Origin of the sequence: Allobosea sp. TWI1241 (assembly GCF_039673065.1) — a bacterium.
Taxonomy (GTDB): Bacteria; Pseudomonadota; Alphaproteobacteria; order Rhizobiales; family Beijerinckiaceae; genus Allobosea.
Window position 1 is genome coordinate 22,243 of record NZ_JBDJKW010000005.1, and the last position, 14,964, is coordinate 37,206.

Here is a 14,964-nt window from a genome sequence, read left to right on the forward strand (position 1 = left end):
GAGGATCGCCCCGCCTTGAACCGCCGCACACTCATCGCCTCGTCGCTCCTGCTGCCGTTCTGTCTCGCGGCCTCAGCCCTCGCCCGCCAGCCGCAGCCGCCACGTCCGCCGCGCGACGTACAGGCGTGGCGCCGGCAGCTCATGGCGGCGCTGCAGCGGCGAAAGCGCTATCCGGCGGCGCTGACGCTGGCGGCGAAAGCCTCGGGCCAGCCCTCGCCCTCCGGCAAGGCGGAACTCGGCTTCACGCTCGACCGCGAGGGGCGCGTGCTCTCGGCTTCGATCACCAGATCCTCGGGCATCCCCGAGCTCGACGCCGCGGCGCTCGCCATGGCGCGGCCCGGCACGCTCCTGCCGAAGCCGCCGGCCGACCTGCCCGACGCGGCGCACGAGGTCCGAGTGCCGGTGGTCTTCGTCGGCGGCCCCGCCTCCAACCCGGCTACGGCCGCCCCGCTCGGCCGCGGCCGGCCCTGATCGCCCGGAGACGCCGACCGTCGATGCGCACGCTGCGAGCCTTCCTCCTTCTCTTCCTGGTCGCCTTCCTGCTGCCGCTGGCCAGTCACGCGCTGTGGTGGACCTGGCAGCCGCGCGCGCCCGACTGGCGCGGCGCCGACTGGTCGAGCGCCAGGCTGCTGCCGGTGCCGGCCACCGAGCCGGAGGCGACCGTCCATGTCTTCGCGGCACGCGTCGGGCGCTGGCGTGGCATCTTCGCCCATCATTCCTGGGTGGTGGTGAAGGAGGCCGGCGCCGACGCCTATACGCGCTTCGACGTGGTGGGCTGGGGCAATCCGGTGCGGGTCAATGTCCGCGTCGCCGACGGGCGCTGGTTCGGCAACCTGCCGGAGCTGGTCGCGGAGGTCCGCGGCAGGGAGGCCGAGGCGCTGATCCCGCGCATCCGCGCCGCGGTGCGCGACTATCCCTATGACGGCTATGGCAGCTATGCCGCCTGGCCGGGCCCGAACTCGAACAGCTTCGTCCAGCATATCCTCGCCGCCGTGCCGGAGCTCGGCCGGGCGCTGCCGCCGACCGCGATCGGCAAGGACTGGCGCGCCGAGGGAATCTATGCCGGCACGACGCCGAGCCGGACCGGCCTGCAAGCCTCGCTCTATGGGCTGCTCGGCGTCTCGCTCGGCTGGGTCGAGGGCGTCGAGGTCAACCTGCTCGGCCTCGTCGCGGGGCTCGACCTGCGCCGTCCGGCCGTGAAGCTGCCGGGCTGGGGGCGGATCGGCCTCTGAGGCCGCTCAGTTGCGCAGCACGAGGCAGGCGCCGCCCGCCTGCCGCAGCCGGTTGCAGAAGGCCGTCGCCTCGCGCAGCGACTGCGCCGGCAGCCGCACGCGATAATAGCGGGCCTTGCCGCGCCCCGGCACCGGCGTGCCCAGCACCATGGTCGGCCGCCCCTCCAGCAGCGCCGGGAAGCGCGACGCGACGCGGCGATAGGCGGCGACGGCGCGACCCTTCGAGACATTGCCGGCCAGCTGGACGCCGAACGGCCCATAGGCGCCCTCGGCGAGCAGGGCCGGCGTCGTGGTGCGGATCGAGGCCACGGTGGCGAGGCAGTCGGTCTGCTCGCGTGTGGCCGGGGGCGGCGTCTCGCCCGGCCCCGGCCGCCATTCCTCGACCGGCCGGCCGGTGATGAAACGGACATAGGCCTGCGTCTCGAAGGGCAGCTGGCCCCCGCGCGCCAGCCAGCGCTCGACACGGTTCGGCCCGCCATTATAGGCCGCCGCCGCGAGGCCGAGATTGCCGAACCGGTCGCGCAGATCGGCGAGGAAGGCGGCCGAATGCGGGATGGCCGCCTCAGGATCGAAGGGGTCTGCGAGCCCGCGCTCATTGGCCGTGCCCGGCATGAACTGGGCGATGCCCTGCGCGCCGGCCGGGCTGGTGACATGGCTGCGGAAGCTGCTCTCGCGCCAGATCAGCCGGGTCAGGAAGGCCGCCGGCAGATCGTGGCGGCGCGCGGCGCCCTCGATCAGCCGGCAGATGGTCTGCGCCACGCTCTCGGTCTCCGGCGCGGCTTCGGCCGGGGCGGAGAGGAGCGTGGCGGCGAAGGCCGCGACGAGGATGCCCCGCGGCCCCGGGCTCACATCGCGTCCAGCGCCTGCGAGAGGTCGGCGATCAGATCCTCGATGTTCTCGATGCCGACCGAAATGCGGATCAGCGCGTCGGTGAGGCCGATCTCCTCGCGCAGCTCGCGCGCCACGCCGGAATGCGTCATCGCCGCCGGGTGGGAGACCAGGGTCTCGGTGCCGCCGAGGCTGACCGCGAGCTTCATGATCTGCAGGTTGTCGAGCACGGCGAAGGCTTCCTTCTCGCCGCCCTTGACGTCGAAGGAGAAGGTCGAGCCCGGCTCGGTGCACTGCCGGTCGAACACCGCCTTGCGCGGATCGTCGGCCGCGAGATCGCCGAGATAGTGCAGGCGGGCGATCTTGGGATGCTTGCGCAGATAGTCCGCGACCTTGCGGCCGTTCTCGTTGGCGCGGCGCATGCGGATCTCGAGGGTCTCGAGCGAGCGCATCAGCATCCAGCAGGAATTGGGATCGGCCTGGGTGCCGAGCGAACTGCGCCAGCCCTTCACCTGCCGCACCAGAGCGCGCGAACCGGAGATCGAGCCGCCGACGAGGTCGCTGTGGCCGCCGACATATTTGGTCAGCGAGAGCAGCGAGAGATCGGCGCCGTGATGCAGCGGCTTCTGGAAGAGCGGGCCGAGCATGGTGTTGTCGACCACGACCGGCGGGCGATGGCCCTGCGACTTCTCCAGTTCGTCGGCGATCAGGGCGCAGGCGGCGAGATCGACCAGTCCGTTGGTCGGGTTGGCCGGCGTCTCGACCAGGATCATCGCGACGCGGCCCTTGGCGGCGGCGGCCTGCGCGACCTTGCGCATCTGCGCCACATCGACGCCGTCGGTGAAGCCGAAGGGCGTGACGCCGAAGGCGCCCATCTGGTTCTTCAGCAGCGTCTCGGTGCCGCCATAGAGCGGACGGCTGTGCAGGATGGTGTCGCCCGGGCGCAGGAAGGCGAAGCAGGTGGTGGCGATCGCCGCCATGCCGCTGGCGAATACCGCGCAGGCCTCCGCCTCGTCCCAGATGGCGAGCCGGTCCTCGAGGATCTCCATGTTGGGGTGGTTGAAGCGGGAATAGACCAGTCCCGACTTCTCGCCGGGCTTGAGCTGGCGGCGCCCGGAGGTCAGGTCGAAGAAGTCCTTGCCCTGCTGGGCGTTCTCGAAGACGAAGGTCGAGGTCAGGAAGACCGGCGGCTTGAGCGCGCCTTCCGACATGGCCGGCGAATAGCCGTAGCCCATCATCAGCGTCTCGGGATGCAGGCGCCGGTTGGCGATCCGATCCTTGTGATAATCGTCATCGCGCATCGCGTCTCTCCTCAGCTCGGGCTGGCCTTCGGCTATCGATAGCCAACCCGGAGCACGGGAGCCAGAGCGGAAGCGGCTCAGCCCCCGACGCGGTCGATGGCGCGGCGCACCACCTGCGTCACTTCGGCATCCGACAGGAAGAGATCGTGGCGCAGCATGCTCCAGCCGCGCCCGGCCGTGTCGGCCACGCGCACGCCGAGCTTGTCGAGGCGCTCGCGATCGGCGGCACCCGCCCGCGCCACGCCGCCGGCGATGCGCGAGGAGACGGCGAGCGCCCGGTCGCCCGGATCGACGATCACGGTCATGCGCCCGGCGATCGTGCCGAGGCGCGGCACCGTCTGCTCGAAGGCGTCGATGTCGACATCCGGCGAGGCCAGCACGACCGCGCCGATCCGGTCGGAGAAGCCTTCGAGGTCGCGCAGCTCGCGCAGGCCCTCGAGCGTCAGGAAGCTGCCCATGGAATGCGCGACGATGTGCACGCGGCCGATCGTCGGGTTGTCGACCAGTGCCTTCAGCGTGCGGGTAAAGCCGTCGCGCGACCAGAGCGCGCTCTCGCGGTCATAGGCATAGGCCAGCAGTCCGCCGCCGGACGGCCAGGTGAACAGCGCGGTGCGCCCCTCGAAGGCGAGACTGTGCGAGAGCTGGCCGGCGCTGCGCGCGGCGGATTCGAATGTCTCGTTGAAGCCATGGACATAAAGCAGCACGTCGCGGCCGTTGGAGGCCTCGGCGAAGGCGCGCGCGGCGTCGGCCGAGGTGCGGCGCGTGACGCCGAGCACCTGCCAGTCGCCCGAGACGGCGGAGCTGACGCGGGCGGCGAGCCCGCGTCCCGGCGCCGACAGCCGCGCCTCGGCGAAGGTCAGCGGCCCGCGCTCCGAGCCGAACCAGGGCGCCCGGTCGCCCACGGACTTGCGCGTGGTGGCGACGAGCAGCTGCGGCTCCTTGCCGAAGCCGGAGGAATCGGCCGGGCCGACGAAGGGCGAGACCATCGCCTCGCTCTGCACGCAGGCCGACAGACCCGCACCGAGCAGCGGGATGAGCGCGAGAAACGAACGGCGGGTGGCGGCGGGCCGCATGATCCGGTCCTGGGCGTATGGGGGTGACGGGAGGGGGGGCACGCCGATGCGCGCTGGCCCCTCTAAGGCCAGAGCAACACGGCCAGATTGCGGCATCACGCCCCGCGCCGGCGTGGCTTCCGCCACGCGCCCACTCTTGCTACCAGCGTGACATGACCGCTCCCGACCGGCTCAGCGAGGCGATTCTGGCAGGCGAGCGCGCCGCGCTGGCGCGCGCCATCACCCTGTCGGAAAGCCGCCGCGCCGACCATCGCGAGCAGGCGCAGGCTTTGCTGAAAGAGCTGCTGCCCAGGACGGGCAAGGCGATCCGCGTCGGCATCACCGGCGTGCCCGGCGTCGGCAAGTCGACGACGATCGACGCGCTCGGCAGCCATCTCACCGGGCTGGGCCACAAGGTCGCGGTGCTGGCGGTCGACCCGTCCTCGACGCGCAGCGGCGGCTCCATCCTCGGTGACAAGACCCGGATGGCGCGGCTCGCCGTCGACCCGAACGCCTATATCCGCCCCTCGCCGTCCTCCGGCACGCTTGGCGGCGTCGCGGCGCGCACCCGCGAGACCATGCTGCTCTGCGAGGCCGCCGGCTTCGACGTGATCCTGGTCGAGACGGTCGGCGTCGGCCAGTCGGAGACTGCGGTCGCCGACCTCACCGACTTCTTCCTCGTGCTGATGCTGCCCAATGCCGGCGACGAACTGCAGGGCATCAAGAAGGGCATCATCGAGCTCGCCGATATGATCGCGGTCAACAAGGCAGACGGCGCGGGCGCGACCGCCGCCCGCGCCGCCGCCGCCCAGTACCGCGCCGCGCTGCATATCCTGGCGCCGGCCTCGTCGCTCTGGTCGACGCCGGTGGTGACGATCTCGGGCCTGACCGGCGACGGTCTCGACGCGCTCTGGGCCAAGATCCAGGACCATCATGCCCGCTTCGACGCCAAGGGCCTCATCGCCGAGAAGCGCCGCAGGCAGGACGTCAAATGGATGTGGGCGATGGTGCAGGACCGGCTGCAGGCCAGGCTGCGGCACGACCCGGCGCTGAAGGCCCGCACGCCGGAGCTGGAGGCGGCCGTCGCCGCCGGCGGCATGGCGCCGACCGCCGCCGCCGAGGAGATCGCGCGGGCACTGGGGCTATGAGCACGGCGCGCCCGGCCGCGCTGTTGATCACCGGCTTCGGCCCCTTTCCCCATGTGCGGATCAACCCGACGGGCACGCTCGCCCGTCAGGTCGCCAGCACCCTCCGGCGGGCCGGGATCGACGCGCGCGCCCTGGTGCTCGAAACCAGCTATGCCGGGGGCCTGCCGGCGCTGGCCGCCGGGCTGTCGCGTGAGCGACCGCTGGCCGTGCTCATGCTCGGCCTCGCCGCCGCCGAACGTGCCGTCAGGGTCGAGCGGTTCGGACGCGGCCGGGCGAGCCTGCTGCATCCCGACGCCCGCGGTGCCGGCCCCGCCCGGGAGCGGCCCGATGCGCCGCTGCCGGCGCGCAGCACCGCCCGGATCGAGGCCGCCCTCGCCTGCCTGCGCCGCGCCGGCCTGCGCGCCAGGCTCTCGGCCTGCGCCGGGCGCTATCTCTGCGACAGCGCCTATGCCCTGGCGCTGCGCGGGTTGCCGCGCGAAGTGTCGGTGATCTTCATTCACATCCCGTGGCCGCGCCCGGCGGCCGGCACAGTCCGGCTTGATGCCGTCGCCGGCTTCCGCCCGTCGCAGGCCAGTTTGGCGCGCACGCTGGCGGGTATCGGGCGCGCCCTCGCCTGCCAGGGCCGTTTGCGGCACGGGCCTTGAAGGCGTGCGCGGCCAGGAGGCCGCCATGGCGTTTTTGGACGAACCGACACGCCGCAGCCTGCTGCGGGCGGCCGCTTTCGGCACAGTCATGGCCGGGGCCGGTCCCGTGCTGGCACAGGCCGCGCGCCGCGCGCCATCCGCCCCCGCGCCGCTCGGCACGCTCGGGCTGGAGGCTTCGCGCTTCGGGCTGACGCCCGGTTCTGCCGAGGACCAGTCCGGCGTGCTGCGCCGGGCGCTGGAGGAGGCGATGGCCCGCGAGGCGCCGCTCCTCGTCGCGCCCGGCCGCTACCGCATCGCCGAGGTGGTGCTGCCCGAGGGCGCCCGGCTCATCGGCGTGCCCGGCGCCACCCGCTTCGTCGCCGCCCGCGCCGCGCCCCTGCTGCTGGCAAGACGGATCCGGCGCGCCACACTCGTCGGCCTCACGCTGGACGGGCTCGACATGCGCCGCGACGGCCGTGCCGGCCTGGTCGAGGCGAACGAGGTCGCCGAATTCACCGTGTCGGATTGCGAATTCGCCAATGCCGGCTCGGTCGGGCTGACGCTGCAACGCTCGGGCGGCCGGATCGAGCGCTGCCGCTTTCGCGGCATGCGCGATTCCGCGCTCTTCTCGCTGGATTCGCGCGGGCTCGCCATAGAAGGCAACACGGTCGAGGATTGCGGCAACAACGGCATCCAGCTCTGGCGCAGCGAGGCGGGCGACGAACAGAGCCTGGTGCGCGGCAACCGGGTGAACCGCATCCGCAACGATGCCGGCGGCGACGGGCCGAACGGCAACGGCATCAGCCTGTTTAGGGCCGGCGGCGTGATCATCGAGGGCAACACGCTGCGCGACTGCGCGCTGACCTTCATCCGCAACAATTCCGGCTCGGGCGTGCAGATTCTCGGCAATCAGGGCCGGCGCTGCGGCGAGGTGGCGCTCTATTCGGAATTCGCCTTCGAGGGCGCGATCATCGCCAACAATTTGGTCGAGGAGTGCGCGCAGGGCGCCAACATCACCAATCTCGACCATGGCGGCCGGCTCTCGGTCTTCGCCAACAACATCGTGCGCATGGCCCGCAAGGGGCTGGCGCCGAAGGGCAAGGAGATCATCGGCGGCATGGGCGTGCATGTCGAGGCGGAGGCCGCCGTCACCGGCAACGTCATCGAGGACGCCAGCGATGTCGGCATCTCGCTCGGCTGGTCCTGGGGCATGCGCAACCTCGTCGCCACCGGCAACGTGATCCGCCGCACCGGCATCGGCGTCTCGGTCTCGCTGGTGCCGAAGCAGCGCAACGCCCTGATCGCCAACAACCTGATCAGCGATGCGAGCCTGGGCGCGGTGGTCGGCACCGAATACGGCAAGCCCGTCACCGGAGACCTGACCCGGGCGAGCGACCCGCGTGCCGCCGGGGTGCGCGTCGAGAACAATGCGGTGGGCTGAGGCGCGGGCTCAGCCGCGTACGGCCTCGGCGGCCCTGACGCGCCCGACCTCGATGCCGTTCCAGTTTGACAGCACGACCTCGCGGAAAGGCGCGAAGGCGTCCGTCGCATCGGCATCGGCCGGGAGCAGGCGCTCGATCAGCGCCGCCATCGCCACCTCGGTGGCGCGGCCGGCGCCATCGTCGCATTTCAGCGCGATGCCGTAGCCGAGTTCCGGCAGCGTGCCGCAATAGACGCCTTCGGCGCCGGTCTTGACGAAAGCGCGCTGGCCGAAGCGCTCCATGAAGCGGGTGTCGAACCGGCCGGTGCCGGCGACCATGAACGGGTTCTCCGCCACCGCCTCGCGGATGCGCCGGGCGGCGGCGGCGCGCTGCGGGCCGAGGCCATGGCCGGTGCCGAAGCGGGCGAAGCCGAGCGCCAGCGCCTTCAGCGGCACGGCGTAGGTCGGGATCGAGCAGCCGTCGATGCCGGAGAGCGCCTGCGTATGCGCCGCGCCGGTGACCTCCTCCAGCGCGCCGCGCACGGCCCGCTGCACCGGGTGGTCGGCGCCGACATAGCCCTTCGTGTCCTCGCCGGTGCCGCAGGCGAAGCAGATGAAGCCGGCATGCTTGCCGGAGCAGTTATTGTTGAGCGCCGTCGGCTTGCGGCCCTCGCGGTCGAGCAGGCGCGCGGCGGCCTCCCCCATCGGGCGGTGGGCGCCGCATTCCAGGCAGGAGGCGTCGCGGCCGGCCTTGCGCAGCATGCCGAGCGCGGTCTCGGCGTGGCGCTCCTCGCCGGAATGCGAGGAGACGGCGAGCGCGATCTCGGCCGGGGTCAGGCCGAAGCGGTCGGCCGCGCCGCTCTCGAGCAGCGGCAGCGCCTGCAGCGCCTTGACGGCCGAGCGCGGGAAGACGGGCCGCTCGATATCGCCGAGCGACAGGACGAGCGCGCCATCGGCGTCGACCACCGCGACGGCTCCGCGGTGGCGCGATTCGACGATGCCGCCGCGCGTGACCTCGGCCAGTACCGGATTGTCCATGCCCATGTCCTTCTCCCGCGGAGGCTGGCAGCGCTTGTCGCGTTTGTCTCTCGACCTGTCAAAGCCGATACCGCAGAGTGTCGCGCCGCCGGTGCCCGGACGCATCGCGGCTGCGACCAGGGCCGGGACATCATGAACGACCAGACCAGCACGCCGGACTACGAGGCCGAGTACAACAACCGCGCCCGCGTCCCCGAGCATCCCGGCATCATCGCGGGCTGGCAGCGCGACGCCGCCGCCTACCGCGCCGAAGCGGTCTGCGAGCTCGGCGTGCGCTATGGCGAGGGCGCGCGCCAGAGCTACGACCTGTTCAAGCCGCAGGAGGCGAAGGGCGAGGCGATCGTGCTCTTCATCCATGGCGGCTACTGGCAGGCGCTGGACCCGAGCTTCTTCTCGCACATGGCCCGCGGGCTGAACCGCCTCGGCGTGCCGGTGGCGGTGGCGGGCTACGATCTCTGCCCGCAGGTCGAGGTCGGGCACATCGTCTGGGAGGTCCAGCACGCGGCGGCGGCGCTGTGGCGCCGGTTCGAGCGGCCGGTGGTGGCGATCGGCCATTCGGCGGGCGGCCATCTCTCGGCCTGCCTGCTCGCGACCAACTGGGCGAATGTCGATGCCGGCCTGCCCGAGCGGCTGGTGCCGGCCGCCTGCGGCATTTCCGGGCTCTACAATCTCAAGCCGCTGACCGAGACCTCGATCAACACCGCACTCGGCCTGACGCTGGAGGGCGCCGAGCGCGAGAGCCCGCTGTTCTGGCCGGCCCCCTCGGGACTGACCATGGATGCCGTCGTCGGCGGCGCCGAAAGCGCCGAATATCTGCGCCAGAGCCGGCGGATCGTCGATGTCTGGGCGCTGGAAGGCGTCAGGACCCGCTATGAGGCGATCCCGGAGGCCAACCATTTCACGGTGATCAAGGGCCTCGCCGATCCGGACGACACGCTGACGCGGCGCGTCGCCGCCCTCGCCGGCGCTTGATCTTCCCGCCCCAGCGGCTATCGAGGGGGCAACCGCAAACCGGAGCGCGCGATGCAGACCTTCTTCGTCGAGATCAAGTGCAGGCTCGGCAAGACCTACGAGGTCGCGAGCGAGCTGGCCGATCGCGAGATCGCCTCCGAGATCTACTCGACCGCCGGCAACTACGACATCCTCGCGAAGTTCCACGTCGCCAGCGACGTCGATATCGGCCATTTCGTCGCGCAGAAGGTGCAGTCGATCCCCGAGATCGCCGACACCCACACGATCATCACGTTCAAGGCGTTCTAATATCAGCCAAATCAATGACTTAGACACTCGGTACGTGGCTATATCGGCATTATTTTGAAGGCAGTCCGCTCAACTTCGGGTTGCTCGATTTTGATGCTTTAGACTGTCGTACCAAGCGATCACCGCAGCCACATGAGGGCCGCGAGATTCAACACGATCACGGCGATGATCCCCACGACGATAGGCACCACGTAAATTCCGTGGCCGTGCCCAGCCGCCTCCACCCATCGGGACTTCACCCATACCGAATGATCGGGCTGGCTTTTGCGCTTTTTGGCGGGCGGTTTCGGCTGGTCACTCATGACGGTCCTCTCAGCAAGAAAAAAATTGAGAGGGCAGCGGGCCGACTAAGAATCATAGCGCTCGGAATGGTTGACAGCGCAAGCGAAGTGCGAAAATTCCGTGCGAGTTGTCCACGTTAGAATCGCCAGATACGGGAATAACACACTGAAACACTTAGATAATTATCCGATTCGGATTTGGTAGCATTTTCCAGGCCAAAGGGGGCACAACGGGACGTTCGTCCCGAGTCGGCCAAGCGCCGCGAGTGTTTCCTGAAGTCGCTGCGTCGCCCGCTCTAGGCCAATCATCCGCAACGCAACGTCGCGCTCAGAGATTTTGCCATTAGTTCGGCTTGAGTTTCGGCTTGAATTTGGAAGGTCAGCACGCCTCCGGTGAAAAGCCGGTGACCATGCAGCAGGTTTTTGCTTCGAGATCTTTCATCGCAGCTTCTAGGGCCACAGTATCGAACTTTGGCGCGGTCGGTAGCGCGGGCGCGTTCTTCAGGCGCTCATAAAGCTCATGAGCTTCGGCAATGTTTCGCTGAGATGGGCGTCTGGATGTTCGCAGGCGACGTAGAGGCCGCGAGAATCGTACAAGGGGTAAGTTCGGTGCTCTTCAGGAAATGGTCGGCGGCCCATTTCTCGAAATTCATGAAGGTGTGCCGAGTACGTACAGCGCGAATTGGCGCATCGCGTTGTACTGATACTGTAGACGAAAATTCCAGATCCGACTTACCTTGCGCCTAAAAAGAAAATCTCCTGGCCTCGCCATCGATCACACCCCCTTTTATCGAAATCTACATATCGGAATGCCTTACCGGCAGCAAACTACTGAATAATAATAGTTATTTTTACTTTAAAAAATATTTAAGGCGTTCTGAACCCGCCCCGGCGGCGCGCACGGCTTTCTTCAGAGCCCCCGCTGCCCCAAGGCGGGCGCTGCTCCGCTACCGTTTGCGGCAAACCGCGCGGCAAGGCGCCTGCCCGTCAGGCGGCGTTTGACGCCTTTTCGAGCTCTCCCTGCGCCCCCTGCGTCCACAGGTCCGCCGATCCGGCGTTTGCAGTTCGCGCGAACCGCCTTACTCTCCGGCCGGAGCGGGACGAGGGGTAGACCGGCAGAAGCCGGCGACCAGCCTGCGTCGCAAGGTCCAGTCGGCGGCAGATGGCCTCGACGCCATCCGGGAGAATCACGAATGAAACCGTTCAGCGTCACCGGGCTGAAAGCCCTCGGCCTCGCGGCTATCGCGATGCCCGTCCTGGCCGTGACGGCTCCGGCGCAGGAGCTCAAGGTCGGCATCTCCGCCGAGCTCAGCGCGATGGATCCGCACTACCACAACCTCACTCCCAACAACATGGTTTCGCGGCACATCTACGAGACGCTGGTCGGCCAGGACGAGAAGCAGCGGCTGGTGCCGCGCCTCGCCGAGAGCTGGAAGGCGATCGACGACACCACCTGGGAGTTCAAGCTGCGCAAGGGCGTCACCTTCCATGACGGCTCGCCCTTCACCGCCGACGACGTGATCGCGACCTTGCAGCGCGCGCCGAACGTGCCGAAGAGCCCCTCCAGCTTCAGCGCCTATGTGCGCGGCAAGGAGCTGAGCAAGGTCGACGACCACACCATCCGCATCAAGACCGCGCAGCCGGCACCGCTCGTGCCGACCGACATGTCGGTCGTCGCCATCATCCCCGCCAAGTGCAAGGATTCCACCACCGAGGACTTCAACCTCGGCAAGTGCGCCACCGGCGGCACCGGCCCCTACAAGCAGGCTGAATATGTCGCGGGCGACCGCGTCGTGCTCACCGCCAACGAGAATTACTGGGGCGGCAAGGAGCCCTGGTCGAAGGTCACCTTCCGCGTGATGACCTCGGCGCCGACCCGCGTGGCGGCGCTGCTGGCGGGCGATGTCGACGTGATCGAGCACGTTCCGACCGCCGACGTGGCGCGCCTCAAGGGCGACGCCAAGCTCGAGGTGTTCAGCACGGTCTCGAACCGCGTGATCTATTTCCACATGGATCACTTCCGCGAGGTTTCGCCCTTCATCACCGCCAAGAACGGCTCGGAGATCAAGAACCCGCTGCGCAACCTCAAGGTGCGCCAGGCGCTCTCCATGGCGATCAACCGCCCCGGCATCGTCGACCGCATCATGGAGAAGGAGGCGATTCCCGCCGGCCAGCTCCTGCCCGACGTCTTCTTCGGCACCTCGAAGAACCTGCCGCCAGTGAAGTTCGACCTCGCCGGCGCCAAGAAGCTGCTCGCCGAGGCTGGCTATCCGGACGGCTTCAAGATGAAGCTGCACGGCACGAACGGCCGCTATCTCAACGACACCAAGATCATCGAGGCGGTGGCGCAGATGTTCTCGCGCCTGGGCATCGAGACCGAGGTCGAGACGCTGCCGGCGGCGAACTTCTTCTCCCGCGCCTCGCAGGGCGGCGCCGGCAACACGCCGGAGTTCTCCTTCATCCTGGTCGGCTGGGGCGCGGGCACCGGCGAATCCTCGGATTCGCTCAAGGCGCTGCTGGCGACCTTCGACCCGAAGAAGGGCATGGGCGCCACCAATCGCGGCCGCTACTCCAACCCCGATTTCGACGCCAAGCTCGACGAGGCGCTGCGCACCGTCGACGACGCCAAGCGCGACCTGGCGCTGGCCGCGGCGATGGAGATCGGCATGAAGGATGTCGGGCTGATCCCGACCCACTACCAGCTCAACACCTGGGCCGCGCGCAAGGGCTTCAAGGTGCTGCCGCGCACCGACGAGTACACCCTGGCGATGGGTATCCGGAAGGAATGAGGGACGCGGGGCCGGTGAGCATGCACCGGCCCCGTCCCCGCCTTCTCCCAGGGAACGCACCATGATCGCCTTCATCCTGCGCCGGCTCGCACAGTCCGCCTTCGTCGTGGCGGCGATGCTCGTCATCGTGTTCTTCGGCGTGAACGTGGTCGGCGATCCGATCTGGATGCTCGTCTCCCCGGAGATGGACCAGCAGCAGATCGCCGAGACGGCCCGCGCCTTCGGCCTCGACCGCCCGATCTGGGAGCAGTTCCTGATCTTCCTGAAGAACGCGGCGCAGGGCGATCTCGGCCGCTCCTTCATCCATGGCGAATCCGCCATCAAGCTGATCCTCGACCGCATGCCCGCGACGCTGGAGCTCGCCTTCGTCGCCCTGTTCATGGCGATCCTGATCGGCCTGCCGCTCGGCCTCTATGCCGGGCTGAAGCCCGAAAGCCGCATCTCGCGGATGATCATGGCGATCTCGATCCTGGGCTTCTCGCTGCCGACCTTCTGGGTCGGCCTGATGCTGATCCTGACCTTCGCGGTCAGCCTGGGCTGGCTGCCGGCGACCGGGCGCGGGCCCACCGTCTCCATCCTCGGCATCGAGACCTCGCTGCTCTCGCTGCAGGGCTGGAAGCATGTCACGCTGCCGGCGCTGAACCTCGCGCTGCTCAAGATCTCGCTGGTGATCCGCCTGGCGCGTGCCGGCGCCCGCGAGGCGGCGCTGATGGACTATGTGAAGTTCGCGCGCGCCAAGGGCCTGTCGCAGAGCCGGATCATCGGCGTGCACATCCTGAAGAACATCATGATCCCGATCGTCACCGTGCTCGGGCTCGAGTTCGGTTCGCTGGTGGCGTTCTCGGTGGTCACCGAGACGATCTTCGCCTGGCCGGGCATGGGCCGCCTGCTGCTGGAGGCGATCACCCGCCTCGACCGGCCGGTGATCGTCGCCTACGTCATGGTGGTGGTGGTGCTGTTCGTGGTCATCAACCTCTTGGTCGACCTGGTCTATTCCGCGCTCGATCCGCGCGTGCGCCTGACGGAGGCGACCTCGTGAGCGACACTGCGCTGCCCCAGACCGCCCCGCCTCCGGCGCCTGCCCGCGAGGAGACGCCGCTGCGCCGCTTCGTGCGCTCCTTCTTCGAGGACCGCGTCGCGGTCTTCGGCCTGGGCCTGTTCGCGCTGATCGTCCTGTTGGCGTTGGCCGCGCCACTGATCGCGCCGCAGAACCCCTACGACCTTTCGGCCGTCGACGTGATGGATTCGCGCCTGCCGCCGGGCGAGGTCTCCGGCGAGGGCTTCACCATGTGGCTCGGCTCGGACGGCGTCGGGCGCGACCTGCTCTCCGGCATCCTCTACGGCCTGCGCATCTCGCTGACGGTCGGCGCCTTCTCGGGCATCCTCGCGGCGGCGATCGGCATGGCGGTCGGGCTGATCGCCGCCTATGCCGGCGGGCGCACCGAATCCGCGATCATGCGCCTCGTCGACCTGCAGCTCTCGCTGCCCTCGGTGCTGGTGGCGCTGATTCTGGTCGCGGGGCTCGGCAAGGGCGTCGACAAGATCATCATCGCGCTCGTACTGGTGCAGTGGGCCTATTACGCCCGCACCGTGCGCGGCACCGCGCTGGTCGAGCGCCGCAAGGAATATGTCGAGGCGGCGCAGTCGCTCGGGCTATCCCATGCGCGGACCGTGTTCCGGCACATCCTGCCGAACTGCCTGGCGCCGGTGATCGTCATCGTCACCGTGCAGACGGCGCATGCGATCTCGCTGGAGGCGACGCTGTCCTTCCTCGGCGTCGGCCTGCCGCAGACCGAGCCCTCGCTCGGAGTGCTGATCGCCAACGGCTTCCAGTACATGCTGTCCGGTTCCTACTGGATCTCGGTCTTCCCCGGCCTGGCGCTGCTTTTGACCATCGTCTCGATCAACCTGGTCGGCGACCGGCTGCGCGACGTGCTCAATCCGCGGCTGGAGAAGTGAGCATGGTTGAGGCCATCGCACGCTGTAGCGCCG

At 69.2% G+C, this 14,964-nt stretch carries 15 protein-coding genes; 10 read left to right on the top strand and 5 right to left on the bottom strand.

Translation table 11 applies throughout. The annotated features are described in order from the left end of the window. Positions 1 to 15: 15 nt before the first annotated feature. Together ABE438_RS08370 and ABE438_RS08375 are read left to right on the top strand one after the other, a co-directional pair. Positions 16 to 471, top strand: coding sequence for an energy transducer TonB family protein (locus ABE438_RS08370; RefSeq protein ID WP_346502142.1), 456 nt, complete (start codon positions 16 to 18; stop codon positions 469 to 471). A gap of 23 nt (positions 472 to 494) precedes the next feature. Then, positions 495 to 1,232, top strand: coding sequence for a DUF3750 domain-containing protein (locus tag ABE438_RS08375; RefSeq protein WP_346502143.1), 738 nt, complete (start codon positions 495 to 497; stop codon positions 1,230 to 1,232). A gap of 6 nt (positions 1,233 to 1,238) precedes the next feature. Here the strand turns inward: ABE438_RS08375 and ABE438_RS08380 are convergent, their stop codons facing one another. The 3 genes from ABE438_RS08380 to ABE438_RS08390 form a co-directional block, all read right to left on the bottom strand. Next, positions 1,239 to 2,081 (bottom strand): lytic transglycosylase domain-containing protein, encoded by an 843-nt coding sequence (locus tag ABE438_RS08380; RefSeq protein WP_346502144.1) that lies wholly within the window; start codon positions 2,079 to 2,081, stop codon positions 1,239 to 1,241. Then, entirely contained in the window at positions 2,078 to 3,361 is a 1,284-nt protein-coding gene (locus tag ABE438_RS08385) for a cystathionine gamma-synthase family protein (RefSeq protein WP_346502145.1), read from the bottom strand. Before ABE438_RS08385 ends, ABE438_RS08380 begins: the two co-directional genes overlap by 4 nt. Positions 3,362 to 3,438: 77 nt before the next feature. Next, positions 3,439 to 4,434: an alpha/beta hydrolase gene (locus ABE438_RS08390; protein ID WP_346502146.1), complete on the bottom strand. Its 996-nt coding sequence runs from the start codon at positions 4,432 to 4,434 to the stop codon at positions 3,439 to 3,441. Between the two features lie 152 nt (positions 4,435 to 4,586). Here ABE438_RS08390 and meaB point away from each other — a divergent pair, with 152 nt between their 5' ends. From meaB to ABE438_RS08405, 3 genes are read left to right on the top strand one after another with little or no spacing between them, the layout of a single operon-like run. Beyond that, the gene (gene meaB, locus ABE438_RS08395) at positions 4,587 to 5,561 is read left to right on the top strand and encodes a methylmalonyl Co-A mutase-associated GTPase MeaB (RefSeq protein ID WP_346502147.1); all 975 of its coding nucleotides are present in this window, start codon (positions 4,587 to 4,589) and stop codon (positions 5,559 to 5,561) included. Beyond that, the gene (locus tag ABE438_RS08400; RefSeq protein WP_346502148.1) at positions 5,558 to 6,205 is read left to right on the top strand and encodes a pyroglutamyl-peptidase I; all 648 of its coding nucleotides are present in this window, start codon (positions 5,558 to 5,560) and stop codon (positions 6,203 to 6,205) included. Before meaB ends, ABE438_RS08400 begins: the two co-directional genes overlap by 4 nt. Before the next feature lie 25 nt (positions 6,206 to 6,230). Then, positions 6,231 to 7,625 carry a TIGR03808 family TAT-translocated repetitive protein gene (locus ABE438_RS08405; protein WP_346502149.1) on the top strand — a complete coding sequence of 465 codons (1,395 nt, stop codon included), beginning with the start codon at positions 6,231 to 6,233 and terminating at the stop codon, positions 7,623 to 7,625. Between the two features lie 9 nt (positions 7,626 to 7,634). Here ABE438_RS08405 and ABE438_RS08410 read toward each other — a convergent pair whose 3' ends face one another. Beyond that, entirely contained in the window at positions 7,635 to 8,642 is a 1,008-nt protein-coding gene (locus ABE438_RS08410) for an asparaginase (protein WP_346502150.1), read from the bottom strand. A gap of 132 nt (positions 8,643 to 8,774) precedes the next feature. Here ABE438_RS08410 and ABE438_RS08415 point away from each other — a divergent pair, with 132 nt between their 5' ends. Both ABE438_RS08415 and ABE438_RS08420 read left to right on the top strand, forming a co-directional pair. Beyond that, positions 8,775 to 9,614 carry an alpha/beta hydrolase gene (locus tag ABE438_RS08415; protein WP_346502151.1) on the top strand — a complete coding sequence of 280 codons (840 nt, stop codon included), beginning with the start codon at positions 8,775 to 8,777 and terminating at the stop codon, positions 9,612 to 9,614. A 51-nt stretch (positions 9,615 to 9,665) separates the two neighbouring features. Then, a complete protein-coding gene (locus tag ABE438_RS08420; RefSeq protein ID WP_346502152.1) occupies positions 9,666 to 9,902 on the top strand; it encodes an Lrp/AsnC ligand binding domain-containing protein in 237 nt (78 codons plus the stop codon). 119 nt (positions 9,903 to 10,021) lie between these two features. On the opposite strand, the gene ABE438_RS08425 is transcribed toward ABE438_RS08420, so the two are convergent. Continuing rightward, positions 10,022 to 10,204: a hypothetical protein gene (locus ABE438_RS08425; protein WP_346502153.1), complete on the bottom strand. Its 183-nt coding sequence runs from the start codon at positions 10,202 to 10,204 to the stop codon at positions 10,022 to 10,024. A gap of 1,172 nt (positions 10,205 to 11,376) precedes the next feature. Between ABE438_RS08425 and ABE438_RS08430 the strand changes: the two genes are divergently transcribed. The 3 genes from ABE438_RS08430 to ABE438_RS08440 all read left to right on the top strand — a co-directional run bounded on the left by ABE438_RS08430 (position 11,377) and on the right by ABE438_RS08440 (position 14,931). After that, positions 11,377 to 12,972 carry an ABC transporter substrate-binding protein gene (locus ABE438_RS08430; protein ID WP_346502154.1) on the top strand — a complete coding sequence of 532 codons (1,596 nt, stop codon included), beginning with the start codon at positions 11,377 to 11,379 and terminating at the stop codon, positions 12,970 to 12,972. 61 nt (positions 12,973 to 13,033) lie between these two features. Then, the gene (locus ABE438_RS08435; RefSeq protein ID WP_346502155.1) at positions 13,034 to 14,011 is read left to right on the top strand and encodes an ABC transporter permease; all 978 of its coding nucleotides are present in this window, start codon (positions 13,034 to 13,036) and stop codon (positions 14,009 to 14,011) included. After that, positions 14,008 to 14,931 carry an ABC transporter permease gene (locus ABE438_RS08440; protein ID WP_346502156.1) on the top strand — a complete coding sequence of 308 codons (924 nt, stop codon included), beginning with the start codon at positions 14,008 to 14,010 and terminating at the stop codon, positions 14,929 to 14,931. The genes ABE438_RS08435 and ABE438_RS08440 overlap by 4 nt, the downstream gene beginning before the upstream one ends. The last annotated feature ends 33 nt before the right edge of the window (positions 14,932 to 14,964 follow it).